Below are 25,803 nucleotides of genomic sequence, written 5' to 3' on the forward strand. Positions count from 1 at the left end.
CTGTAGCTTTGAGTGCGACGTTTTTGTTCGCTTGAGTGTTCGATAAGTTAGCGCTTGAACGACACGACTTTCTCGCCGTGCGTGTTCACGCTCGCTTCATCCGGCGTGTTCGCGTAGTCGTCGAGCCGGCCGATATACCACTCGCAGAATTTCTCAACCAGACCTTCCGTGAACGGTGAATACGGACCCGGTTCATACGCGCTGCTCGTCACACCGAGTTGCGAGAATTCCACCAGCGCACGGTCCTGGTCGTTGGTCGCGCGCCAGACGGCGGTCAGGTTGTCGACGTTGTAGTCAATACCTTCCTTCGCGTCCTTGTGCACAAGCCATTTCGTGCGAACAAGCGTCTCGCCAGCCGACAGCGGAATCACCGAGAAGCTCACAATGTGATCGCTCATGAAGTGATGCCATGAATTCGGCTGCGTCCAGAACGAGAGGCCGCCCAGGTCGGCTTGTTGAAAGCCACCCAGCAATTTCTTTGACGCCACCTTGGCGTCCATCGTCTGGGACTCGCCGCTGCGATCGAGCGGCAAACGTTGCGTGCGAAAACCGCTGACAAGGTCAGCCAGCCGGTCGATTTCCTTCGACGGCAGGTTCATCGCTTCCCATTGTTTCGTGCGTTCTTCAACGGTCTTGTCAAAGGCCGCCATGGCCTCTTCGTTGTCCGCGGAACGCTGATAGCCGAAGCCATATTCGTAGAGCGATATAGTCAACTCAGGATGGTTAGCAACGCAGTGATAACACTCGCGATTGTTCTCCATCGTGAGCTTCCAGTTGCCCTTTTCGATGATGTCGATAGCGGCGGCCACCTTGCAGTCGGCCAGACCGTGCGGCAGCAAATACGGTTCCATCGAAGCGCGCAATACGGCAAAATCGGCCGGCGGCGTTTCAGCGAGGCAGATAAAAATCAGGCCCGCGAGGTTTTCAAGGTGGACCCTCTTGAGGCTGTGCTTGCACTTGTCGAACTGCTCGCCCATGTGCTCGGCGAACATCAGGTCGCCGTTCAGGTTGTAGGTCCAGCTGTGATACGGGCACACGATATTGCCGAGCGAGCCCTTTTCCGAGCTGCACAGGCGCGCACCCCGATGCCGGCAGACGTTATGGAACGCGCGGATCTGCATGTCGTCGTCACGCACGATCAGGATGGAATCGTTGCCGAGTTCCACCGTCATGTAGTCGCCCGCTTCCGGCACGTCCGGTTCGACCGCGACCTGGATCCAGTGCCGCCGGAAGATCGCATCCATGTCGAGCGCGTGGACTTCCTCGCTCGCGTAGAACGGCGCTGCCAGCGTGTGACCCTTCTTGCGGCGTTCGATCATTGCACGAACGTCTGCGGAAACTTTCATCGTGTACTCCGTGTTTTGGTGCCCCGCCCGACCTTGAACGCGCGGGAATTTTCGTGTCGCAAATCAGTAGTCGACGAGTTGATGCTCGCGCAAATACGCCAGGATCACTTGTGCTTTTTCGACGGAAGTCCCTTCAATTACGACGCTGCCGCCCCGGCTTTCCGTGGTGGTCGCCGAGAGCATGCGCGCGTGGCCCGAACGCTTTTCAGCCGCCGCCAGTCGCACGGGTTTTGCCGTCGCGGGCTTGATCGACCAGGGGAGGCTTTCCGTTGAGTTCGCCGCACTGACCAGCACCGGCTCAATGGCGCCGTCGCGCAGTTTCGCGTATGCGTATCGCGGCGTGGCGTTGGCCATGGGATGCACCGCGACCAGCGCGGGCAAGCTTGCCTGCACGCGCCGGCGCAACCCTTTCGGCAGGAATTGCCGAACGGTGATGTGCGCCACGTCAGCGTCTGCTTCAATGTCGATATCCACCGCCGATCCAAGCAGCGCAAATCCCAATGCATCAGCGAGCTGGTACGGCAGCATGCCGCTGTCTTCCGTGCCTTCGGCGCGCGTGCCAGTCAGCACGAGGTCGTAGCCCTTCAAGCGCGCGGTCAGCGCCGGCGCGATTTCGTCTCCCGCGGCGACGGCCAGCACTTCCACCTTTGCCGCGCCCAACGCGAGATATTCGCGCAATGCGGGATTGGTCGGATCGCCTGCGTGCAACACGTCGAGTGTTGCGTGGTGTTGGGCGGCGAGTCGCGTCGCCAGCGTCAGTGCCGCAGCGTCGTTGCGGCTGTAGCGCGCTGTTCCGCTCACTGGATGACGGCCCACCGATACAAGCACAGCAATCTTGCTTACGCGATTCGTGGTCGATGCATTAGTCACGCTAGTCAATTGAATGCTCCCCGAGCGTGCTTGATGAGATTCATGCGAGCGCTCCTTCCAGCTTCGCGCTGCTCGCGGCGCTGCCTCCGGACATTGCCATCGCGCCCGGGTTGGCACGCGCGTTACGCGCGGCCGCAGCTGCATCGGTCAACGCCGCGATCGTTTCCTGCGCGTCGCCGATGATCGTCAGGTTCGCCCGTTTTGCGATTGGCGCGCTCGCGTCCAGGTTTACCGCAATCACGTGCCGGCAATCCTTGATGCCCTGCAAGTGCTGCACCGCGCCGGAGATACCGAACGCGATGTAGATGCTCGCATCGACCGTCTTGCCGGTTGCGCCGATCTGCTTGTCGCGGGGGAACTTGCCATCGTCGACGGCTACGCGGCTTGCGCCTATTGCAGCGCCTACGGTGCTCGCGAGGCGCTCGAATGCGGGAACATCAGTCACGCCATTACCCGCCGACACGATGAAATCCGCCTCTTCCAACGCCACTTGCGCGGCATCTATTTCTTCGATGCCCAGATCTTTGTAGGAACTCTTCTTCTGGTGATCCTCAACGAAGAACTGCTCTGGCGCAACGCGCTCGCCTGCGCCGACAAACGGCAACCTTGCATCGACGGTATTCGGCGCCAACAGGATCACGTCGGGAAGCGAACGAAATGCGAACGCCTTGCGCGCTTGCGTATAAACCGCCACGTGCGCGGTGTCTATTTCGACCACATGTGCCGCCACCGATGCCTTCGCTTGCGCCGCATATCGGCGGCCAAGATCGCCGTCGCCGGTCGCGTTATCGGGGAGAAAGACATGCGCGGGTGAATACGCCGCGACGCATGCGGCGAGCGCGTCCAAGGCTGCGTCGGGTGCGAATGCGCGACGATCGAATGCGGGCATCTCTATCACCTGGTCCGCGCCCAGCGCAGCCGCGTCGTCCTTCAATTCGCCCAGGACAAGCAATACAATCTGCGTGGTCGACTCCGCCAATAACGCCGCTGCCGCAAGCGTCTGGCGCGCGTGGTCGTCAAGCGAACCACGGTCACTGTGCGCAGCCACGAGCAATGAGCGTTGCGCTGCGGCCGTCGTACGACGCGGCTTCACCTGCTCACGATGCCCGCCTGGCGCAGTAGCATGAGCGTCCCCCGCCACGCCGACAAAACCCAGCGTAATGCGTTTTAGCCCTTCTGCCGTGATGGAAAATGGCCGGCGCGGATCAATTCGTTTGATGGTATCCATTGCTTACTCCAGCGCCGCTGCAACGAGTTCAGCCACGTCCAGCACTTCCGGCCGAGCACCTACTACACCTTCCAGCATCGCCGTGCAGTTAGGACATCCGACCGCGACGATCTCCGCGTTGATCGCGCGGGCGTCGTTGATGCGGATGTCGGGAATGCGCTGCTTGCCAGGGATGTCCGTGAGCGGCGCGCCGCCGCCACCGCCGCAGCATCGGCCACGCATGCCGTTGCGTTCCATCTCGACGACCTTGATGCCGATCGATTTGAGCAGCTTGCGCGGCGCTTCTGTCTCGCCGTTGTATCGGCCGAGATAACACGGATCGTGATAGGTGACGGTCTTGCCCGCGGCGAGCGCACTTTCAGCGGCCGGCGTGAGCTTGCCACTAGCGACCAGTTCCGCGATCAGTGACGTGTGATGCTGCACTTCGTACAGGCCGCCCAGCGCGCGATACTCGTTGCGCAGGCTATGCATCACATGCGGATCGGCGGTGACGATCTTCTTGAACGAATACGTCGAAAGGGTCGCGATGAGTTGCGTCGCCAGTTGCTGGAACGTGGCTTCATCGCCGAGACGACGCGCCGTATCGCCAGTATCCGTTTCCACGCCGCCGAGCACAGCGTAGTCCACGCCTGCTTTGTTCAATACTTTTACCAAGGCACGCAGCGAGCGCTGATAGCGCATGTCGAATGCACCTTCGCCTGCGATGAGGAGCACGTCCACCGGACGTCCCGGCTGCGCGACCTGCACTTGCAAGTCCACGGCCCAGTCGTAACGCGCGCCGATATCGAAGCCATTCGCGCTACCCGTCTCACGCAAATTCGCCAGCGTCTCGGGACCCTTGCCTGGCACGATACCTTCAACCAGCGTCTGATTGCGCCGCATATCAACAATGGCGTCCACATGCTCGATCAGCATCGGGCACTCTTGAACGCACGCACGGCATGTGGTGCAGGACCAGATCGTATCCGCTTCGATCATTGTGGAGATCAACGGCTTCGTCGGTGCGCCTGAATGCTTGCCAAGCGGGATACCCGGTGTCGGGCTGCCGGCATACGCGGCGTCCGAACCACCGACCATGCCGGTCACCAGATCCTGGATCAGCTTCTTCGGGTTCAGCGGCTGACCCGCTGCGAACGCCGGACACGCTGCTTCGCACTTGCCGCATTGCACGCAGGCATCGAAGCTCAATAATTGATTCCATCGGAACTCGACCGGCTTACCAACGCCATATTCCTTTGCATCGAGCACAGGCATCTTGAGCGCGGTCGGCGGGACAACGTCATGCTCATGACTGCGCCCTGTGAAACGCTCCTGCCGGGGATGAAACGCGAGATGCAGCAATCCTGCAAGCGCGTGTTTCATCGGACCGCCACGGGCCGCGCCGAAGGTCATCGTGAAAGCACCCACGGCAATCAGCAACGCAACGATGATCGCCAATGCGCCGGACATTGCTGCAGCGGGCAACACGATGAACAGCACAATCCCAAGTGCGAACGAACCCAGCAGCAGCGGCAAGCTGTCCCACGGACCACGGGACAAACGCGCCGGCACCGCTTTGGCACCATGCCGCCGACGCCAGACAAACACTGCGCCCACGAGCATGACCAACGCCGCGAGAAAAATCAGCTTGTCGAGCCACGGCGAATAGATAGCCAGCCCGTAGTTGAGGAACACCAGCGCCATGGCCGCAATCGCTCCACCGGCTGTTGCCACGTGCGTCCTGGCAATATACGGATCGCGTGCGACCACATGATGCAGATCCACGAAATAGCGCTTCGGAATAGACAGCAAATTGCCCCAGCCATACGCACCCGCGGCTGTCGCGCGGCCTTCACGCCAATACGACGCACGCTTGAACAGTGCAAATGCCAGACCCGCCACCGACAACCACAACAACGCGGTAATGACAAACACCGGGCTCATTATCAGAAGTCCTTGACGAGGCGCAGCGCGTCGTAGATCGCGCCGTGAATGTTGTGCATGGAGATGCAGTCGCCTACGCGGAACAGCAGGAAGCGGCCGTTGCCCAGTTCTTCACTCAAGGAAGGTTGCGGCTCGGATGCGAACAGCTTGTGCACATCGATCTGGCCGCGATTCAACGACTCCGGCTTGAGCTTCCAGTAGAGCTCGTCATTCGGCAAAATGCCGTTCTCGATCACGACCTGATCGACCGAGCGCTCCTCCTGCTCTTCCGTGTATTCATTGCGGATTACAGCGATCTTCTTGCCGTCTTCCTCATACACCTTGTCGAGCCAGTAGTTCGGCGTGGAGATCACACCTTGTGCATACAGACGTCGATAGAAAATCGGGAAAGTAGTGCCGCCCACATCGTCGGAAACCTTCACGTCCGGCGTCACGATCTCAACGTTGCCACCGCGGCTCGCGATGAAGTCCGCCACACCCGCGCCCGCCTGCATGCTCACGCCGTCATAGACCAGTACGTTCTTGCCCGGCTCGACCTTGCCTGAGAGGATGTCCCACGAGCTAACAGCCAGGCCTTGCTCTACGCCCCATGCCGGCACTTGTTGCGTGAACGACGATCCGCCCGTAGCCAGCACGACGATGTCCGGCTTTTCCGCCATGATCATCTTTTCATCGGCTGCCACGCCCAGCCGGCGATCGACGCCAAGGCGCTTCGTTTCCATGTCGAACCAGCGCACGATGCCCGCCATCTGCTCACGCTGCGGCGCCTTGGCCGCCAGCATGATCTGGCCGCCGACATAATCGTTCTTCTCGAACAATACGACGTCATGCCCCCGCGATTTCGCCACACGCGCGGCTTCGAGTCCCGCAGGACCCGCGCCAACGACCACGACCTTGCGCTTCGGCCCACGGGACTTTTCGATCACGTGCGGCATGGTCTCTTCACGTGATGTAGCCGCGTTCTGCACGCACAGCACATCGAGACCGTTGTACTGCCGGTCGATACAATAATTCGCGCCCACGCACTGCTTGATCTCGTCTTCGCGGCCATCGCGGATCTTGATGACCATGTGCGGATCGGCGATCTGCGCGCGCGTCATGCCGACCAGATCGATCATGCCGCTTTCGAGCAGGCGCTCCGCTTGCCCTGCGTCACGAATGCTTTGCGCATGCATCACCGGCAGCTTCACCACGGACTTGATGCCTGCCGCGAGATGCACGAACGGCTCGGGCGGCAGCGCCATCGGCGGCATGCAGTTCGCGAGCGTGTTGTGCGTGTCGGCACCGGAACCAATCACGCCGATGTAGTCGATCAGACCCGACTCCGACATCGACTGTGCGATCTCCTTCAACTGTGTGTGATCGAGGCCATCTTCGTGGAATTCATCGCCACACATACGTAGTCCGACGCAAAAGTCCGGACCGACCGCTTCACGCACGGCCTTGAGCACTTCGTTACCAAAACGAAGACGGTTCTCGAGCGAGCCACCCCATTCATCGGTACGAAAATTCGTGCGCGGGCTCCAGAACTGGTCGATCAAATGCTGGTGCGCCGCCGATATTTCCACGCCGTCCATGCCCGCATCTTTCACGCGCTTGGCGGCTGCGGCAAAGTCGGAAATGATGCGCTTGATTTCTTCCACTTCAATGATCTTCGCGTTGCCGCGATGCACCGGCTCCCGCACGCCGGATGGCGACATCAGATGCGGCCAGTGTTCGCCGTGATACGCGGTGCGGCGGCCCATGTGGGTCGCCTGGATCATGATCTTTGCGCCGTGCTTGTGCATGGCTTCGGCGAGGCGCGAGAGCGGATCGATGACCTTGTCGGTCGCAAGATTCACCGACTTCCACCATCCTTGCGGACTGTCGATGGACACCGGGCTCGATCCGCCGCACACGGCCAATCCCACGCCACCCTTGGCCTTTTCCTCGTAATAACGGATATACCGATCGCCGGGCAAACCACCCGGCTCCGCGTACACCTCCGCGTGCGCAGTGCTGACAATGCGGTTGCGCAAGGTCAGCTTGTTCAGCGTAAGAGGCTTGAAAAGGTTGGGGTAACGCATCGCGGTCGACCTCGGATTTATCTATGTACTACGCAGCTTCGTTACTCGTTCACGCTGCCAGCGGCGTCACTTCGAACACGCAATGCGAATGGCCTTCGGCCGCGCATTGCGTCTCGACAGAAAACGACTTCGGGCCTTTCTTCGTGCCCTGCGGTGCGGTGTCGTTGACCCAGTCCATCGCGCCTGAGAACCAGCCGGCGAACATGTAGCAAAGCTTGCCTTCCTTGCCCGGCTGCGCCAGCACGAAAGACGAGTTATGCAAATGCACCGTGGCGGTCGAGGCCGCCGGATCGCTGGCAACGATCGAGAACAACCCCCAGCCGCGTTGCGACAGGCGCTTCAGATAATGTTCAAACACCGCCATGCCGCTAATGCCGTGTTGCTTGGCTTCTTTATCGCACCAGTGATACGCCGACTTGTGACCCGCCGTATAAAGGCTCTTCGCATACACTTCGCGGCCCAGCGCTTCTTCTACCGCCAAATGGTTGTTCGTAAAGAAATGGCGCGGTACGTACAGCATGGGCAGCGAGTCGGTTGTCCAGACGCCGGTTTCCGGATCGACGTCAATAGGCAGTTGCGGTTGCATCGTGTGGGTTCCTTGTTATTAGGTTGAGCCGGGTCAGACGTTCCAGACGCTGTCGAACACGCGCACCCAGTTCTCGCCCATGATCTTCTTGATGCGCGACTCACCCCAGCCGGCGCGTTCCATCGCAGCTGTCAGGTTCGGGAATTCGCCAATCGTTCGGATACCTTCAGGATTCACGACCTTGCCGAAGTTTGTCAGTTGACGATAACGACCCTTGTCGTGCGTGATCCAGTCAAAGAATTCCGTGCTGTAGCCCTGCGTGAAGTCCGTGCCAATACCCACGTTGTCTTCGCCGATCAGGTCGACCACATACTCGATCGCTTCGAGATAGTCTTCCACCGTCGCATCCGGGCCGCGCTTGAGGAACGGCGCGAACATCGTCACGCCGACGAAACCGCCCGCGTCGACAATTTCTTTAAGTTGCTCATCGGACTTATTGCGCGGATGTTCTTTCAGGCCCGACGGGCAGCAATGCGAATAACACACCGGCTTCTTCGAGAAAGCGATAGCTTCGGACGACGTCGTGCCGCCCACATGCGAGAGGTCGACCATGATGCCCACGCGATTCATTTCCTGAATCACTTCGCGGCCGAAACCCGAGAGACCGCCATCGCGCTCGTAGCAACCGGTGCCCACGAGGTTCTGCGTGTTGTAGCAAAGCTGCACGACGTTCACGCCAAGCTGCTTGAATGTTTCGATGTAGCCGAGGTTGTCCTCGAACGCATGCGCGTTCTGGAACCCAAAAATGATGCCCGTCTTGTTCTCTTGCTTCGCGCGACGAATGTCGTCCGTCGTGCGCACGAGCGTGAGAATGTCGCTGTGCTCACGGATCATTTGACGCATTTCGCCAATGTTGTCGACGGTCTTCTGGAAGCTCTCCCAGACCGACACCGTGCAGTTCACCGCGGTCACGCCGCCCTTTCTCATGTCCTCGAATACCGACGGTTCAAACTTCGAAATGTTCAGGCCGTCGATGATGATGCTGCTGTCGTGAAGTGTGCTCATCTCTTGCTCCGGAAAAGGAGGACGTAATCAATAAATGGGGAAGCGTTCGCACAGCGCGAAGATTTCGCGACGCACGCGGTGTTCGGTGTCAGCGTGACCTTCGGGGTGATCGCGCAAAGCGTCGAACACTTCCACGATCAAGCGGCCGATGTCACGGAACTCTGCCACGCCAAAACCACGCGTGGTGCCGGCCGGTGTACCGAGGCGCACGCCTGACGTGACCGTGGGCTTTTCCGGATCGAACGGGATGCCATTCTTGTTGCAAGTGATCCCGGCGCGTTCCAGCGCATGCTCGACCTGGTTGCCCTTCAAGCCCTTCGGACGCAGATCGACGAGCAGCAAATGATTGTCCGTGCCTCCAGTCACCAGATCGACGCCGCCGGCCTTCAGCACTTCGCCCAGCGCTTTCGCGTTGGCCAGCACGTTATCGATGTACGTCTTGAACCCGGGCTGCAGCGCCTCGCCGAAGGCGACAGCCTTACCAGCGATCACATGCATCAGCGGACCACCCTGGAGGCCCGGGAACACCGCCGAATTGATCTTCTTGGCGATGTCTTCGTCATTGGTCAGTACAAAACCGCCGCGCGGGCCGCGCAGTGTCTTGTGCGTAGTGGAGGTCACCACATGTGCATGCTCGACCGGATTCTGATGCCGCCCCGCCGCGATCACGCCGGCAATGTGCGCCATGTCGACCATCAGCTTCGAACCCGCCTTATCCGCGATAGCACGCAAACGCGCAAAGTCCAACTCACGCGGATAGGCCGAGAAACCCGCGATCAGTAACGTCGGCTTGTGCTGCAACGCGAGTTCTTCGATCTGCTCGTAATCGATCAACATGGTCTCGCGGTTGACGCCGTACTGGATCGCATTGAACCACTTGCCGGACATCGCCGGCTTCGCGCCATGCGTCAGGTGACCGCCCGCATCGAGCGACATGCCAAGCACGGTGTCGCCTGGTTTCGTCAGCGCGAGCATCACGGCGCCGTTCGCCTGCGCGCCCGAATGCGGCTGCACATTGGCGAATTGAGCGTTAAAGAGTTGCTTGACGCGATCGATCGCAAGGGTTTCGATTTCATCGACGAATTCGCAGCCGCCGTAATAGCGCTTGCCCGGATAACCTTCCGCGTATTTGTTCGTCAGCACCGAACCCTGCGCTTCAAGAACGGCACGCGAGACAATGTTCTCTGACGCGATCAACTCGATTTGCGACTGCTGGCGTTCCAGCTCTTTCAGGATGGCGCTGCGCACAGGCGCGTCGCGGGTGGCAAGCGGTTCTTCAAAGAACGGGGCGGCGGGGCGAGTCGAGGAATTTGACATTGAAGCATCCGTGGGTTCGGGGACAAGTCGTTTTTTGAAAGACGGTTTGCTTGGTGAGCCCTGATGCAAAGTTACGCAAAGGCACTTGAAACCACGCTTAGAACCGCTTTCCGATGCGTCTATTCTTGACTTTCACCCCACGCGCCAATTTATGAATTTAGACGTGTTCTTGGCCTTTTCCGACATGCGCGTCCGTTTTACACAAGTCGCCAAGCGCCATTCCCGTACGCCCGTTCGATGCTGCACTGCGGCGAAGAATTCGCGCTCCCGTGCGGTGCGAATTGGGGCCTTGATCCCCGTTGCGGTGCGTTGCCAGGGGCTTACGTCCCCGTAAGCTTGAATGCCAATAGGGTTTAGCCTGATGGCATGCATGTTGCAAACATCTACAAAATGTCCATAGTCGTGTCCCCACGACACAGCCACACCCTAGATTCGAAGGATCCCCTTCTCCATGTCCCCCGACCGAACCGCGTCGCTCGCGCATTTCGCGTTCATGCCGCTGCCTAATTTCACGATGATCGCGTTCACCAACGCCATCGAAGTGCTGCGCATGGCGAACTATCTGACCGGGCAGAAGCTGTACACGTGGTCGATCGTGAGCCCGGACGGCGGTCCCGTGGCGGCGAGCAATGGCCTCTCAGTGGACACCGGACCGGTCGAGTGCGTCGGGCTGCCGGACATCGTGTTCGTGGTCGGCGGCATCGACGTCCAGCGTGAAACCACGCCCGCCCATCTGTCAGCGCTGCGCCGTTTTGCGCGATTGGGCAGTGTGCTCGGCAGTCTCTGCACCGGCACCTATGCCCTCGCGCGAGCCGGTCTGCTCGCCGGCTATGCATGCGCGATTCATTGGGAAAACATGTCGGCGCTGAAAGAGGAGTTCCCGGAAACACGCTTTCTCAAAGAGCTGTTCGTGATCGACCGGGACCGCGTGACCTGCACGGGCGGCGTTGCACCGCTCGACATGATGTTGAACCTGATTGCCACGCGCGTGGGATCGGCGAAGGTCACGCAGATTGCGGAACAGTTCATCGTGGAGCACGTTCGCGATACCAGCGCGCAGCAACGCATGCCGCTGGTCGCGCGGTTGGGCTCGGCGAACAAGTCGCTGTTCGAAGTGATTTCGCTGATGGAGAACAACATAGAGGAGCCGTTGTCGCGCGAAGAACTCGCACGGCTGGCAGGGATGTCGCAGCGGCAATTGCAGCGGCTGTTTCGCGAGCACCTTGGCATGACGCCCACGCATTATTACCTGACGCTGCGGCTGCGCCGCGCGCGTGAATTGCTGCTGCAGACCGACATGTCGATCATGCATATAACCATGGCGTGCGGCTTTCAGTCGGCCTGCCACTTCAGCAAGAGCTATCGCGATTCATTCGGCACCGCGCCCACGCGGGAACGGCGGCGCCAGTTGCCGCCGCTCGCCGTCGTTGCCCCGATGGCAATTGCCCAAAACGCCGCTTAAGCTTTCCGCTTCAATTCAAGCTAAAAGCGGCGCCTTGAGCTCGGCGCCTTACGCGGCCTTCAACATCCCGTGCGGGTCGATCACGAACTTGCGCGGCGCGCCACCATCGAATTGCCGATATCCATCCGGCGCCTGATCGAGCGTCACCACGGAGACATTGACGATATCCGCAATCGGCAGGCGATCCCACAAGATGGCTTGCATCAGGTTCTGGTTGTACTTCACGACCGGCGTCTGCCCGGTGAAGAACGAATGCGACTTCGCCCAGCCCAGGCCGAAGCGAATGCTCAGCGCACCCTTCTTCGCGGCTGCGTCCGCGGCGCCTGGATCGTCGGTGACATAAAGGCCCGGAATGCCGATCGCGCCCGCTACCCGCGTGATCTCCATCAGCGAATTCAGCACCGTGGCGGGCGCTTCCTGATGGCTTCCGCTGCTCCCGTGACCATGCGCTTCGAAGCCGACGCAATCCACCGCGCAATCCACTTCGGGCGTGCCGAGAATGGCCGCTATCTGGTCGGCGAGCGATGCATCCTTCGACAGATCCACGGTCTCGAATCCCACCTTGCGCGCGTGCGCGAGGCGCTCTTCGTTCATGTCGCCAACAATCGTGCAAGCCGCGCCCAGCAAACGAGCGGACGCCGCCGCGGCCATGCCGACCGGACCCGCGCCTGCTATATACACCGTCGAGCCCGGCTTCACGCCCGCCATCACTGCGCCGTGATAGCCCGTCGGCAGAATGTCGGACAGGCACGTAAGATCGCGAATCTTCGACATCGCCTGATCACGATCGGGAAACTTCAGAAGATTGAAGTCGGCGTACGGGACCATCACGTATTCAGCCTGACCGCCAATCCAGCCGCCCATGTCCACGTAACCGTAGGCGCCGCCCGGGCGCGACGGATTGACGTTCAGGCATACACCCGTGTTCTGCGCCTTGCAGGTCGGACAGCGGCCGCATGCCACGTTGAACGGCACGGAAACCAGATCGCCAATCTTGAGCGTCTCCACATCGCGCCCAATCTCAATCACCTCGCCGGTAATCTCATGCCCAAGCACAAGCCCGACCTGAGCCGTCGTGCGGCCTCGCACCATATGCTGGTCCGACCCGCAGATATTCGTTGTAACCACTTTGAGAATCACGCCATGACCGATCTGGCGGCCGCGTGGATCGACCATTTTCGGATAGTCGATGGATTGCACTTCAACCTTGCCCTGCCCTAGATATACGACGCCGCGATTACTGCTCATTGCCTGTCTCCTTGTCTCGTGGACGATTTGCACGGCAAAACACAGCCATGCACCGCCTAATGAGCGTAGTCCTGTGCCGCACCGCAGACGCGCATCGAACGCGACATGGGTTTGGCAGAATCCGACATGGCGGTTTTATATTGATTGACCAATCAATATAAAATACCTAGGATTCAATTCTGGTTTCCGTAACTGTTTCCCAACGCTATTCAGACAAAAGCCATGCCCAAGCTAGGAATGCGCGAAATCCGCCGGGCGCAGTTGATCGACGCCACGCTGCTGAGCATCGACCATGCCGGTCTTGCCGGCACGACGCTGGCGTCGGTCGCGCAGCGTGCGAGCATTTCCACGGGTATCGTCAGTCATTATTTCGGCGACAAGGACAGCCTGCTCGAAGCCACCATGCGCCACGTGTTGCGCGACCTGTGGAACGCAACGTCCCGCAGACGCCGGGCCGCGAAAGACGAACCGCGGGCACGCTTGCGTGCGGTGGTGGCGGCGAACTTCGATGTCGCGCAAGTCAGCAATCCGGTGATGAAAACGTGGCTCGCGTTCTGGTCGGAAAGCATGCACAAACCGCAATTGCGGCGGCTGCAAAACGTCAACACGCGTCGCCTGTATTCGAATTTATGCGCCGATTTTTCGAAGGCGCTGCCCCGTGCCGCAGCCCGTCGCGCGGCAAGCGGACTGGCTGCGTTGATCGACGGCTTGTGGTTGCGCGGCGCACTGTCAGGCGTTCCGTTCGACACGAAAGCGGCCATGCGCCTGGCCAACGATTACATCGACCTCGTGCTCGACACACGCGGCCGGACCCTCACTTAAAGGACTACGCAATGCCCGTATTCGAATTGCAGCGCTTGTACATCGGCGGCGCTTACGTCGACGCCACCAGCGGCGAAACTTTCGACACGCTCGATCCCGCCACGGGCGAAACGCTCGCGAGCGTTCAACAAGCAAGCGCAGCGGATATTGATCGCGCTGTGCGCTCGGCGCGCGAAGGCCAGCGCGAATGGGCCGCCATGACCGCAATGCAACGCTCGCGCATCCTGCGTCGTGCGGTGGATATCCTGCGTGAACGCAACGACGAACTCGCCGCGCTCGAAACCCGCGATACGGGCAAGCCGATTGCCGAAACACACGCCGTGGACATTGTCACCGGCGCCGATGTCATCGAGTACTACGCCGGACTTGCAACAGCCATAGAAGGTCGGCAAATCCCGCTGCGCGCAAGCTCGTTCGTCTATACGCGACGCGAACCGCTTGGCGTGTGCGCGGGCATTGGTGCGTGGAATTATCCGATCCAGATTGCCTGCTGGAAGTCGGCCCCTGCCCTCGCCGCCGGCAACGCGATGATCTTCAAGCCTAGCGAAATCACGCCGCTCAGCACGTTGAAACTCGCTGAAATCTACTCAGAAGCCGGTGTCCCCCCAGGCGTGTTCAACGTCGTGCAGGGCGATGGCCGCGTGGGCGCGTTGCTTGCCGCACATCCGGACATCGCGAAGATCTCGTTTACGGGCGGTGTGGAGACGGGCAAGAAAGTGATGTCGATGGCTGGCGGTTCATCGCTGAAAGAAGTGACGATGGAACTGGGCGGCAAATCCCCGCTCGTCATTTTCGACGACGCCAATCTCGAACGCGCCGCCGACATTGCGATGAGCGCCAACTTCTTCAGCTCGGGCCAGGTCTGCACGAACGGGACGCGCGTGTTCGTCCAGCGACCGGTGTACGAGCGCTTCGAAGCGCTCTTGCTGGAGCGTGTAAAGCGCATTCGCGTGGGCTCGCCAACGGATGCCAACACCAACTTCGGTCCACTCGTCAGCGCCGCACAATTGCATAAAGTGCTGGGGTTCATCGAAAGCGGCAAGCAAGAGGGTGCACGGCTGATCGCCGGTGGATCGCGGATCGTGCATGACGCGTTCGCTCAAGGGCAATACGTCGAACCTACTGTCTTCACCGAATGCCGCGACGACATGCGCATCGTGCGCGAAGAGATTTTCGGCCCCGTCATGAGCATCCTCATATTTGACGAGGAATCCGAAGTGATCGAACGTGCCAACGCGACCGAATACGGCCTCGCCGCGGGCGTAGTCACAGAGAATCTGGCGCGGGCGCATCGCGTGATTCATGCGTTGCAAGCCGGCATCTGCTGGATCAATACGTGGGGTGAATCACCCGCTGAAATGCCCGTAGGCGGATACAAGCAATCGGGCGTAGGCCGCGAAAACGGCGTGACCACCCTCGAGCACTACACGAGCATCAAATCCGTGCAGGTAGAGCTGGGTCCCTATCAACCCGTATTCTAAGAACCAAGGAGCCAAGCGATGAGCGCGAACGAGTTCGACTACATCGTCGTGGGCGCGGGTTCAGCGGGCAACGTGCTCGCCTCGCGTCTCACTGAAGACGCTGACGTGACCGTGCTGCTGCTGGAAGCGGGTGGTCCGGACTACCGCTTCGACTTCCGCACGCAAATGCCGGCTGCGCTGGCGTTCCCGCTGCAAGGAAGGCGCTATAACTGGGCCTACGAAACCGACCCCGAGCCGCACATGAACAATCGGCGCATGGAATGCGGCCGCGGCAAGGGACTGGGCGGGTCGTCGTTGATCAATGGCATGTGTTACATCCGCGGCAACGCACTCGACTATGACGGCTGGGCCGAGCGAAAAGGCCTTGAAGACTGGACCTATTCCGATTGCCTGCCCTATTTTCGCAAGGCCGAAACACGCGATGCCGGATCTAACCCGTATCACGGCGGAGATGGCCCGGTGCACGTGACGACCTCCAAGCCCGGCAACAACCCGTTGTTTGCCGCGATGGTCGAAGCCGGTGTGCAGGCCGGTTACCCCCGTACGGATGATCTCAACGGTTTTAGCCAGGAAGGTTTCGGCCCGATGGACCGGACCGTGACGCCGAAGGGCCGCCGCTCCAGCACCGCACGCGGATATCTCGACCGCGCGAAAGGCCGGCCGAATCTCACGATCGTGACGCATGCCGTCACGGATCGCGTCTTGTTCGCCGGGAAAAAAGCGATCGGCGTGGCCTACTTGCACAGTGGCGAACGTGTCACCGCGCATGCGCGCCGCGAGGTGCTGGTGTGCAGCGGCGCGATTGCATCGCCGCAATTGCTGCAGCGTTCGGGCGTCGGCCGGTCGACGTGGCTGCGGGAACTTGACGTGCCTTTGGTGCATGACCTGCCCGGCGTCGGTGAGAATCTCCAGGATCATCTGGAGATGTACATGCAATACGAATGCCTTGAGCCTGTGTCGCTTTATCCGGCGCTGCAGTGGTGGAACCAGCCGAAAATCGGGCTTGAATGGATGTTGAACGGTACGGGCATTGGTGCGAGCAATCAGTTCGAGGCGGGCGGTTTTATACGCACGCGCGACGACGACCTGTGGCCCAACATTCAGTATCACTTCCTGCCCGTCGCCATCAACTACAACGGCTCGAACCCGATCAAGATGCATGGTTTCCAGGCGCATGTGGGTTCCATGCGGTCCCCTAGCCGCGGTCGCATCAAGCTGAAGTCACGCGATCCGAACGCGCACCCGAGCATCCTGTTCAACTACATGTCGTACCCACTTGACTGGCGTGAATTCCGCGACGCGATCCGCATCACGCGCGAGATCATGCATCAGCCGGCGCTCGCGAAATATCGTGGACGGGAGTTGCATCCGGGTGCGGATCTCACCACGGACGATCAACTCGACGCGTTCGTGCGGCAACGTGCGGAGACCGCGTTCCATCCGTCGTGTTCCTGCAAGATGGGGTACGACGACATGGCCGTAGTCGACAATGAAGGCCGCGTGCATGGACTCGAATCGCTTCGGGTGGTGGACGCGTCGATCATGCCGCTGATCGTGACCGGCAACCTGAACGCGCCAACCATCATGCTGGCCGAAAAGATCGCGGACAAGATCCGGGGACGCGAGCCGCTGGCGCGTGTTGATACGCCGTATTTCGTCGCGCACGGTGCGAAGGCGCGCAAGGCGGAGACAGTCGCGGCTGTGTAATTAGTTAGTGACGCATGTTTGGGCATCCCGGCTTAGCGGCCGCGATGCCCTCCGTTTCAATGCCAGGTCACCCCTCGAGCCGGGCACGCGCAGCCATTGCTATGCGCCCGATCGTCTCGGTGCTTAAGCGCTCCGCCACCTTGTGAACATACTCATGATGGTGCGACTCGAGCGGCGCACCGAGATACTGCGCGTGCAGATAGCGGATCAACGCAATTCGCCGATGCCCGAGCGCCAGACTGCGATCGAGCAACGCGAGTGCCGCGTGAGGATCATGCTGCCCGCACGCAAGCTGCGATAGTCCCGCGGTTTGAACGCGCGTCGACGTCATGGCCGTTTCAGCGTTCAACCGCCGTATGCGCCGTCTGCAACCCGGCCGACGCTCGCCATGCATCGAAATCCGCACGATGCCAGTCGAGCTCAACGCCCACGCGTCGCGTGCCTTCGCGAATCTTCGGCTTATACAACAGCAGCGTCAGCGCATCGAGCGCGGGCCATTGCGTGAACGACAGCGCCGCGATCTCCACCGCGAGTGTTTCGAGCAGGCGCGTATGCGGCTTGCTCTCCAGATAGCCTGACACTCCCTCGCACCAGGCCTCGTAATCAATCAGCTCGTGTGCGTTCTGCTCGGCCGGCACGCCTCGATAATGCAGGCTCGCGTCAATGGCAACGGGCTGCGGCGCCAGATGCTCCTGAGCATACAAACCAATGCGCGTAGGCACGACAAGCTCATCCACAACGATGCGCCAGCCGCGTCCGCCCGGGCTCAATGGTTCGAATGGTTCGTACGGTTTCACGACATCAGCGGCTCGGCCGCATCGAGCATCATCTTCACGAAGTAGTCCGCAAAGCTGCGGCGGACCACGAGGTCGAAGCGGTCGTCACCGGTCGGCAGCACTGTCACGGAGGCCTTGAAGTAATGGCTCTGCGCACACTGGCCGACGCCGAACAAACGCGGATGCAGATCGAGCGGACAACCACGCGCGAGAACATCACGCGTACGCGTGCCGCTGATTTCAAGCACGGTGTAACCACTGCCGATATCGACGGCGGCTGCGAACAATCCCTTGAACGCCTCGCGCAACCTGGCTTCCATTGGCGCCGTCTGCGTGGCGGAATGCGCCGCGGCCGAGCGCACGAGCCACTCGTCGGGACCGAGCCACATCAGGTCGTAGCCGTTGCCCGTCGCCGTCGTATTCGGCCTCTCTGGCGGCTTGCAACCGATCACGCTTTCTACCGCCGCAACGAACGCGGCATCGCGCAGGTCACCACGCAGATTGACCAGTTCCAGGAAAGGCCGCTCGACAAGACGAAACGCCTTCGATCCACTCGCCTGATGTTTTTTCAGCAGGCCATCCACACCGACCAGCGGCGACTCCTGCCACACGCCCTGCCCGATTGCGCGATCCACGACCGTCTGGTTGCTTCTGTTTTCATTCCACATGTTGACGTGCTCCTTCGCTGTCGTAGAACACCGAGCTGGTGATTTTTGCCGGCATCTGCTTACCGTTGGCGAGTGGAATCATCACCGACTCGCCGATCTTGTCGAGACCGCCCTTGATGACGGCCATCGCGATCGAGCGCTTTAAAATAGGGCTGAAATAGCTGGATGTGACGTGACCGAGCATGGGCGCAGTGTCGCCGGTGAACGGACCCAGCACGATCTGCGAGCCTTCCGGAATCACGAACGACGCATCTTCAGCAAGCAAGCCGACAAGTTGCTTGCGCCCCGCCTTCGCCGTATCCGAGCGCGTCAGCGAACGCTTGCCGAGGAAGTCCTTCGACTTCGCGACCAGTCCACCCATGCCGAGGTCGTAAGGTGTCATCGAACCATCGGTATCCTGCCCGACGATGATGTAACCCTTCTCCGCCCGCAGCACGTGCATGGTTTCCGTGCCGTACGGCGTGATGTCGAACTCAGCGCCGGCGGCCATCAGCGCCTCCCATACAGCACGTCCTACGTTCGCCGGCACGTTGACTTCGTAAGCAAGTTCGCCCGAGAAACTGATCCGCATCACCCGCGACGCCGCGCCCGCCACCGTCCCTTCGCGATAACTCATGAACGGGAAAGCAGCATTGGCGAAGTCGATATCGCGGCAGACCTTTTGCAGCACTTTGCGGCTGTTCGGGCCGACCACGGCGAAGGTCGCCCAGTGATCCGTTACCGATGCCAACCGTACCCGCATGTCGGGCCACTCCGTTTGCAGCCAGCGCTCGAGCCACGTCAGCACGCGCGCCGCGCCGCCGGTCGTGGTCGTCATCATGTAGTGCTGGTCGGCCAGGCGCACGGTCACGCCGTCATCGAAGATCATGCCGTTTTCGTCGAGCATCAGGCCGTAGCGGCACTTGCCCACTTCCAGCTTGCTCCACGGGTTCGTATAGACCCAGTTGAGCAGCTTCGCGGCATCGGGACCCTGGATGTCGATCTTGCCGAGCGTCGATGCATCGAGAATACCGACGCTGGTGCGCGTTGCCAGCGATTCGCGCGCGACTGCCGCGTGCATGCCTTCACCGTTCTTCGGGTAATACCAAGGCCGTTTCCAGTTGCCGACGTCCTCAAACGCTGCGCCATTTTCCACGTGCCATTCGTGCACGGCGGTCTTGCGGACCGGATCAAGGAACTCGCCCAGCTCACGGCCGGCAAACGTACCGAACGTGACCGGCGTGTAGTTCGGCCGGAACGTCGTGGTGCCCGTCTCGGGGATGGTCTTGTTCAAGGCCTGAGCAAGAATTGCCATGCCGTTGATATTGCCGAGCTTGCCCTGGTCCGTGCCGAAGCCCATCGCCGTGTAACGCTTCACGTGCTCGACCGACTCGAAACCTTCCCGTGCGGCGAGGAAGATATCCGCGGCGGACACGTCGTTCTGGTAATCGATAAATTGCTTGGGACCCCGTGTCGCCAACTCACGGCCTCCGACCAGCCACAACGGCATGAGCGGCGCCTCGCTGACCTCGGCCACCTGCACAGGTGTCGGACGCGCAACGATCAAACCTGCGGCACGCGCAGCGTCCACGCCGGCGTCGACCGCGAAACGGATCGCACGGGCAAGCGTGAATTCACCGGCGCACGCGCCGACGCTGCTCTCGGCCTGCATCGCTTTGCCGGGTACGAAGCAAGTCTTTTCGTCGTGCCAGTGCGCCTTGCCGCCGGATTGCGCGAACAGGTGCAAGATCGGGCTCCAACCTCCGGACACGGCGAGCAGGTCGCACGGCAGGTCGGCTTGCTTCACGCCGACCGTGCCGTTGGAATACGCGCTGACTTCAACCGACGCCACGCGCAACTTGCCATGCGCCACCGTGACGACCGATCCATTCAGGACCTTCACGCCGTAGCGTTTCGCCTGACCTTGCAACGCGCCTTTGTCATCGGCGAGACGCGGATCCACTACCGTCACCTGCGCGCCTGCCGCCTTCAGATCGAGCGCGCATTGGTAGCCGCTGTCGTTGTTCGTGAACACCACCGCATTGCGACCCGGCAAGACCGCATAGCGATGCAAGTACGAAGACACCGCCGACGCCAGCATCACGCCCGGCAGATCGTTGTTGCCGAACACAATCGGGCGTTCCTGCGCGCCCGTGGCGAGAATGACGCGCTTGGCGCGCACTTTCCACAGCAGTTCCCGCGTGCCTTTGCGCATCGATACCGGCAAATGCTCGGTCAAGCGCTGCGTGATAGTGACGAGGTTGTGATCCTGATAACCGAACGCCGTGCTGCGGCACAGGATCTTCACATCCGGCATCTTGCGCAGTTCAGCTTCAATTTTTTGCGCCCACTTCAAGCCCGGCGCGCCATCGATTTCCGAGCGATACGACAGCAGCGAGCCGCCAAGTTCGGGCTGGTCATCGACGAGAATCACACGTGCACCCGACAAACCCGCCGCATGCGCCGCAGCAAGACCCGAAGGGCCGGCCCCGACCACGAGCACGTCGCAATGCGCGAAGCACTTGTCGTAGCGATCCGCGTCCACGTGTTCCGGCGCTCGGCCGAGACCCGCTGCGTCGCGGATCACTTCTTCGTATTTCGGCCAGAACTTGCGCGGCCACATGAACGTCTTGTAGTAGAAGCCCGCCGGTATGAACCGGGCGATCTTCTGGTTCACCGCCATGCGGTCGTTTTCGATGCTCGGCTTGGCATTCACGCTGGTGGCGACCAGCCCCTGATACAACTCAATCTCAGTCGCGCGCGCATTCGGCACGGTATAGGCGCCGGTTTCGAGTTGAACGACGGCATTCGGTTCAGCCACGTCGGCCGTGACAATGCCGCGCGGCCGGTGATATTTCCAGCTACGAGCCACGAAATGCACGCCGTTCGCGAGCAGCGCGGAGGCGAGCGTATCGCCCTGATGGCCCTGGTACGTCTTGCCGTTGAACGTGAAGGTGAGCGCGATGGCGCGGTTGATGCGCCCGCCCGTGGCGAGTCGGTCTTTCTGGCTCATTTCGGTTGTCCTTCTTTCGATTCCATCACGGCCAACGGCCGTGCGAACGTGTCGTAGCCCTGGAATGCGTAGCTCACAGTGTCGCGTTGCGCCATGAACCAGCGCCGGCAACCTTGCGTGTGCATCCATTGTTCACGATGCACGCCACGCGGATTCTTCCGCATGAACAGGTAGTCGCCCCATTCCTTGTCGGTGAGCTTTTCGGTGTCGAGCGGGCGCGCGATATCGGCTTCGCCGCCGCACGAGAATTCGCTTTCAGCGCGTGGCCCGCACCAGGGGCATTCAATCAGCAACATGTCTTCTCTCCTATGTCGACCAGAGTTGGCGCTTTAGCGCCTTACTCTGGTCCCATGCAACCTTGGTTGCTCAGGTTAGTGGGCGACGGCCGCAGCGCCGTGTTCGTCGATCAGGTGACCCGTGTAGAAACGGTCGATGGAAAACGGCGCGTTCAACGCGTGAGGCTCGTCGTGCGCGATGGTGTGGGCAAACGCCCAGCCTGAACCCGGCGTTGCCTTGAAGCCACCCGTACCCCAGCCGCAGTTGAAGTACAAACCCTTCACGTCGGTCTTGCTGATGATCGGGCACGCATCCGGCGACACATCCACAATCCCGCCCCACTGACGATTCATACGCACGCGCGAGAAGACCGGGAACATCTCGACGATCGCCTCCAGCGTCCCTTCAATAATGTGAAAACTGCCGCGCTGGCCGAAGCCCGTGTATTGATCGACGCCGGCGCCGATCACCAGATCGCCCTTATCGGACTGGCTGATATACGCGTGCACCGCGTTCGACATCACCACCGTGTTGACCACGGGCTTGATAGGTTCGGACACAAGCGCTTGCAACGGGTGGCTTTCCAGAGGAAGGCGGATGCCGGCCATGTCGGCAAGTGAGGACGTGTTGCCAGCCGCGACGACCGCGACCTTCTTGGCCTTGATAAAACCCTTCGTGGTATCCACGCCGATCACCTGGCTGCCGTTGCGGCGAATTCCCGTGACCTGGCAGTTCTGCACGATATCCACGCCGGCCTGGTCCGCGCCGCGCGCGAAACCCCACGCAACGGCGTCGTGACGCGCCACGCCGCCGCGCCGCTGGATGGACGCGCCGAGCACCGGATAGCGGCTATTCAGGTTGATGGTCGGCTCGATCTGCTTGATCTGTTCAGGCGTGAGGAATTCAGCGTCTACACCATTCAAGCGGTTCGCGTTCACCCGACGTTCAGTATCCCGAACGTCTTGCAGCGTATGCGCGAGGTTCATCACGCCGCGCTGGCTGAACATCACGTTGTAGTTCAGGCCTTGCGAGAGTCCTTCCCACAACTGCATCGCTTTTTCGTACAGCGCCGCCGATTCGTCCCACAGATAGTTCGAGCGCACGATGGTCGTATTGCGCGCCGTATTACCGCCACCGATCCAGCCCTTCTCGAGCACGGCGATGTTGCGCACGCCATGTTCCTTGGCAAGATAGTAGGCGGTCGCGAGACCATGCCCGCCGCCGCCGACGATCACCACGTCGTATTCCTGCTTGGGCTCCGGGCTTTTCCACTGGCGTTCCCAGTTCTCGTGATACGACATGCCGTTGCGCAAGAGGCTGAATATCGAATAGCGGCTCATGGTGTTTCCTTAAACTTGTTGATGTTGCAAACCCGTTGCAAGCTCTTTTGCAGAACCGTAAAAATCAGCATTCGATGACGTTCACAGCCAACCCGCCGCGCGACGTCTCCTTGTATTTCGTCTTCATGTCCGCGCCGGTTTCGCGCATGGTCTTGATCACGTTGTCGAGCGATACATAGTGCGTGCCGTCGCCCTTCATGGCCATGCGCGCGGCGTTGAGCGCCTTGATCGCGCCCATCGCGTTGCGTTCGATGCAGGGGATCTGCACCAGCCCGCCAACGGGGTCGCAGGTCATGCCGAGGTTGTGCTCCATGCCGATCTCGGCAGCGTTCTCGACTTGCGTCGGCGTCCCGCCCATCACGGCGGCAAGCGCCGCGGCGGCCATCGAGCACGCCACACCGACTTCGCCCTGGCAACCGACTTCCGCGCCGGAAATAGATGCCGTTTCCTTGTAGATGATCCCGATAGCCGCCGCCGTCAGCAAGAACGTGACAATGCCCTCGTCGGTCGAGTTATGCATGAACTTCACGTAGTAATGCAGCACCGCGGGGATCACGCCGGCCGCGCCGTTCGTGGGTGCGGTGACCACCCGGCCACCGGCGGCGTTCTCCTCGTTCACAGCCATCGCGTAGAGGTTGACCCAGTCGAGCATGGAGAGCGGATCGCGCAACGACTCTTCCGAATGCTTGCGCAACTGCGCGGAAAGATCGGCAGCACGGCGTTTCACATGCATCGGGCCGGGCAATTCGCCGCGTACCTTGCAGCCGCGTTCCACGCACGCCGCCATCACGCGCCAGATCGCGAGCAGGCCGTCACGCACTTCACGCTCCGGGCGCGACGCGGATTCGTTGAGCATCGTGATTTCAGCTATCGATAAACCCGTCTCGCGGCACACGCGCATGAGGTCGTCGCCAGTGCGGAATGGGTGCGGCACGCCACCGCCCGCTTGCACGCCGTTCACGCGCGTGCCCTCGCTGTTGATGACGAAACCGCCGCCGACCGAGTAGTACTCTTTTTCGACGACGAGCTGGCCGTTTTCATCGAAGGCCTGGAAGCGCATGCCGTTCGGATGCACCACGCTAGATCCGGGCGCGCCCGGCATCAGCTTGCGAAAGAAGCCTATATGCTCGCGTTCGTCGAATTTAACCGCGTGCTTGTCGAGCAGGTTCAAGCTCTTGCACTCGCGGATCTCCCGCAGACGCGGTTCGATCGCATCCGGATCGATCGAGTCGGGGAGATTGCCTTCGAGTCCAAGTAGCACAGCTTTATCGGTACCGTGACCCTTGCCGGTTGCGCCCAGCGAGCCGAACAAATCCACCCGCACGCGGCGCACGAACGCGAGCAGGTTTGCGTCCTCGATATGCGAAGCAAAGCGGCACGCTGCGATCATCGGGCCAACCGTATGCGAACTTGACGGACCGATGCCGATCTTGAACAGATCGAAAACGCTGACGTTCATGAGGTGCCTTGTGGGTGGACTGCATGGGATTTCACTAGGTAGCCATTGCACCGCACGCCAATTTCCGCTGATAGAACAAAAACGGCATGCACGTGGGATGGCGGCGTCAGTACGGCAACACGGGGGCACGGCGAGGCGCTTTAGCGATGATCGGCGACGAAAACTGACTGGTGGCGGCCCGGGGAACCCGGCGCCCTGGTGGTGGCACGTCACATGCTGAATAGGCTGTAGAGCAAGCTGGTGAGCGTCCGCTTGCCCGCAGTTGACCACCTATGGTCCTCTCCTCGCCCGTCTTACAGAAAGGAAATCAGGCATGAAGCAATTCTCAATGGCATACGCGATCGGCGCCGTACTTTGCATCTCGAGCACGGCTTTCGCCCAAAACAACCCGCCGAGCTCAAGCACAGGCTTGCAGGCTGGCGACAACGCTCAGACGACGAACCAGTCGGCGGGAACGACGGCCAATCCTGGCATGTCGCAAAAGAAGATGAAGCACACCAAGACTTCATCGACGGGAAGCAAGTCCGGCATGGGAACTGCCACGCCCAGCGGTCCGGGAGCCCCGGTGACAGCGAGCGGTTCGGGCGGTTAAGCGCCGCGTGGCGCTGTTTCAATCTTGGTAAGTGGGGTCATGCAACAAATCGGGCAGGAGCAGGGGCGGAAAAACGGCGCAAGATTTACGTGTCGGCGGTTATACAACACTTTCAACGCAGGTCTTATTTACCCTTTCCGGGTTGAAGAAACGCTGCGATAAACTGTGTTGGCATTTTCGAATGCGCTCGAATCGACCAGCCTTCAAACTCTCGCCCATCAGGTTCACCCCATGAACAATATTCTGAAGAAAGTCCTTGCAGTTTTCATCGTTGCGGCTTTTGTTGCGCCAGCAGTGTCGTATGCCAAGCCGCATCATCACCACAAGTACACGAAGGCCAAGCACGTCGACCACGCAGCTCATTAATCCAGCTTCCAAGCCGGTATTAAGGTCGCACTAAACTCGCTTTAATGCTTTCAGAAATAGCCGGGCAGGCAGCCGGCCATCGGACACGGCTCGCCCTGGTCAGGGCGAGCCGTTTTCCGTTCTGGTCTACGTGCAAGGCTTATCAAAAATCCAGAGCACCACGATGACCGCGTGAATCCCGGTATTTCAAACCCGTTAATGGCAGTGATATGCTGATCGACTACCGGGCCGCCATGTCGCCCATCACCTATGGCCCGAATGACGGCTGCACAT

22 protein-coding genes are annotated in these 25,803 nt (G+C 60.6%); 6 read left to right on the plus strand and 16 right to left on the minus strand.

Annotated features, from left to right (window positions below):
* Positions 1 to 47: 47 nt before the first annotated feature.
* The 8 genes from BSU04_RS32105 to BSU04_RS32140 all read right to left on the minus strand — a co-directional run bounded on the left by BSU04_RS32105 (position 48) and on the right by BSU04_RS32140 (position 10,341).
* Entirely contained in the window at positions 48 to 1,346 is a 1,299-nt protein-coding gene (locus BSU04_RS32105) for an aromatic ring-hydroxylating oxygenase subunit alpha (protein WP_089164312.1), read from the minus strand.
* Between the two features lie 63 nt (positions 1,347 to 1,409).
* Entirely contained in the window at positions 1,410 to 2,216 is an 807-nt protein-coding gene (locus tag BSU04_RS32110) for an electron transfer flavoprotein subunit beta/FixA family protein (RefSeq protein ID WP_256983559.1), read from the minus strand.
* Positions 2,217 to 2,256: 40 nt separating this feature from the next.
* A complete protein-coding gene (locus BSU04_RS32115) occupies positions 2,257 to 3,444 on the minus strand; it encodes an electron transfer flavoprotein subunit alpha/FixB family protein (protein WP_089164314.1) in 1,188 nt (395 codons plus the stop codon).
* Between the two features lie 3 nt (positions 3,445 to 3,447).
* Positions 3,448 to 5,367, minus strand: a complete 1,920-nt coding sequence (locus tag BSU04_RS32120; protein ID WP_089164315.1) for a (Fe-S)-binding protein — start codon at positions 5,365 to 5,367, stop codon at positions 3,448 to 3,450.
* Positions 5,368 to 5,369: 2 nt separating this feature from the next.
* Positions 5,370 to 7,433, minus strand: coding sequence for an NADH:flavin oxidoreductase (locus tag BSU04_RS32125; RefSeq protein WP_089164316.1), 2,064 nt, complete (start codon positions 7,431 to 7,433; stop codon positions 5,370 to 5,372).
* Between the two features lie 49 nt (positions 7,434 to 7,482).
* A complete protein-coding gene (locus tag BSU04_RS32130; RefSeq protein WP_089164317.1) occupies positions 7,483 to 8,019 on the minus strand; it encodes a DUF5943 domain-containing protein in 537 nt (178 codons plus the stop codon).
* 33 nt (positions 8,020 to 8,052) lie between these two features.
* Entirely contained in the window at positions 8,053 to 9,024 is a 972-nt protein-coding gene (locus BSU04_RS32135; protein WP_089164318.1) for a dipeptidase, read from the minus strand.
* Between the two features lie 27 nt (positions 9,025 to 9,051).
* Positions 9,052 to 10,341 carry a serine hydroxymethyltransferase gene (locus BSU04_RS32140; RefSeq protein ID WP_089164319.1) on the minus strand — a complete coding sequence of 430 codons (1,290 nt, stop codon included), beginning with the start codon at positions 10,339 to 10,341 and terminating at the stop codon, positions 9,052 to 9,054.
* 451 nt (positions 10,342 to 10,792) lie between these two features.
* Between BSU04_RS32140 and BSU04_RS32145 the strand changes: the two genes are divergently transcribed.
* A complete protein-coding gene (locus BSU04_RS32145; RefSeq protein ID WP_089164320.1) occupies positions 10,793 to 11,803 on the plus strand; it encodes a GlxA family transcriptional regulator in 1,011 nt (336 codons plus the stop codon).
* Between the two features lie 48 nt (positions 11,804 to 11,851).
* Here BSU04_RS32145 and fdhA read toward each other — a convergent pair whose 3' ends face one another.
* Complete coding sequence (fdhA, locus tag BSU04_RS32150) at positions 11,852 to 13,051, minus strand: formaldehyde dehydrogenase, glutathione-independent (protein ID WP_089164321.1); 1,200 nt, start codon at positions 13,049 to 13,051, stop codon at positions 11,852 to 11,854.
* Between the two features lie 222 nt (positions 13,052 to 13,273).
* Here fdhA and betI point away from each other — a divergent pair, with 222 nt between their 5' ends.
* From betI to betA, 3 genes are read left to right on the plus strand one after another with little or no spacing between them, the layout of a single operon-like run.
* Positions 13,274 to 13,873, plus strand: a complete 600-nt coding sequence (gene betI / locus BSU04_RS32155) for a transcriptional regulator BetI (protein ID WP_089164322.1) — start codon at positions 13,274 to 13,276, stop codon at positions 13,871 to 13,873.
* Between the two features lie 11 nt (positions 13,874 to 13,884).
* Positions 13,885 to 15,354 (plus strand): betaine-aldehyde dehydrogenase, encoded by a 1,470-nt coding sequence (betB, locus tag BSU04_RS32160; protein WP_089164323.1) that lies wholly within the window; start codon positions 13,885 to 13,887, stop codon positions 15,352 to 15,354.
* A gap of 18 nt (positions 15,355 to 15,372) precedes the next feature.
* A complete protein-coding gene (gene betA / locus BSU04_RS32165) occupies positions 15,373 to 17,061 on the plus strand; it encodes a choline dehydrogenase (RefSeq protein ID WP_089164324.1) in 1,689 nt (562 codons plus the stop codon).
* A 67-nt stretch (positions 17,062 to 17,128) separates the two neighbouring features.
* Here betA and BSU04_RS32170 read toward each other — a convergent pair whose 3' ends face one another.
* The 7 genes from BSU04_RS32170 to BSU04_RS32200 all read right to left on the minus strand — a co-directional run bounded on the left by BSU04_RS32170 (position 17,129) and on the right by BSU04_RS32200 (position 24,572).
* Entirely contained in the window at positions 17,129 to 17,392 is a 264-nt protein-coding gene (locus tag BSU04_RS32170) for a hypothetical protein (protein ID WP_089164325.1), read from the minus strand.
* Between the two features lie 7 nt (positions 17,393 to 17,399).
* On the minus strand, positions 17,400 to 17,858 hold the full coding sequence (locus tag BSU04_RS32175; protein WP_089164326.1) for a dihydroneopterin aldolase: 459 nt from the start codon (positions 17,856 to 17,858) through the stop codon (positions 17,400 to 17,402).
* Positions 17,855 to 18,505 carry a sarcosine oxidase subunit gamma gene (locus BSU04_RS32180; RefSeq protein WP_089164327.1) on the minus strand — a complete coding sequence of 217 codons (651 nt, stop codon included), beginning with the start codon at positions 18,503 to 18,505 and terminating at the stop codon, positions 17,855 to 17,857. The genes BSU04_RS32175 and BSU04_RS32180 overlap by 4 nt, the downstream gene beginning before the upstream one ends.
* Positions 18,495 to 21,497 carry a sarcosine oxidase subunit alpha family protein gene (locus BSU04_RS32185; RefSeq protein ID WP_089164328.1) on the minus strand — a complete coding sequence of 1,001 codons (3,003 nt, stop codon included), beginning with the start codon at positions 21,495 to 21,497 and terminating at the stop codon, positions 18,495 to 18,497. Before BSU04_RS32185 ends, BSU04_RS32180 begins: the two co-directional genes overlap by 11 nt.
* Positions 21,494 to 21,793 carry a sarcosine oxidase subunit delta gene (locus tag BSU04_RS32190; protein WP_089164329.1) on the minus strand — a complete coding sequence of 100 codons (300 nt, stop codon included), beginning with the start codon at positions 21,791 to 21,793 and terminating at the stop codon, positions 21,494 to 21,496. Before BSU04_RS32190 ends, BSU04_RS32185 begins: the two co-directional genes overlap by 4 nt.
* Before the next feature lie 75 nt (positions 21,794 to 21,868).
* The gene (locus BSU04_RS32195) at positions 21,869 to 23,113 is read right to left on the minus strand and encodes a sarcosine oxidase subunit beta family protein (RefSeq protein WP_089164330.1); all 1,245 of its coding nucleotides are present in this window, start codon (positions 23,111 to 23,113) and stop codon (positions 21,869 to 21,871) included.
* 64 nt (positions 23,114 to 23,177) lie between these two features.
* A complete protein-coding gene (locus BSU04_RS32200; protein ID WP_089164331.1) occupies positions 23,178 to 24,572 on the minus strand; it encodes an L-serine ammonia-lyase in 1,395 nt (464 codons plus the stop codon).
* A 313-nt stretch (positions 24,573 to 24,885) separates the two neighbouring features.
* Between BSU04_RS32200 and BSU04_RS32205 the strand changes: the two genes are divergently transcribed.
* Together BSU04_RS32205 and BSU04_RS48125 are read left to right on the plus strand one after the other, a co-directional pair.
* Complete coding sequence (locus BSU04_RS32205) at positions 24,886 to 25,164, plus strand: hypothetical protein (protein WP_089164332.1); 279 nt, start codon at positions 24,886 to 24,888, stop codon at positions 25,162 to 25,164.
* Positions 25,165 to 25,395: 231 nt separating this feature from the next.
* Positions 25,396 to 25,530, plus strand: a complete 135-nt coding sequence (locus BSU04_RS48125; RefSeq protein ID WP_256983552.1) for a hypothetical protein — start codon at positions 25,396 to 25,398, stop codon at positions 25,528 to 25,530.
* Positions 25,531 to 25,803 lie beyond the last annotated feature (273 nt).

Source organism: Caballeronia sordidicola (genome assembly GCF_002220365.1).
In the GTDB taxonomy this organism is placed as follows: Bacteria; Pseudomonadota; Gammaproteobacteria; order Burkholderiales; family Burkholderiaceae; genus Caballeronia; species Caballeronia sordidicola_C.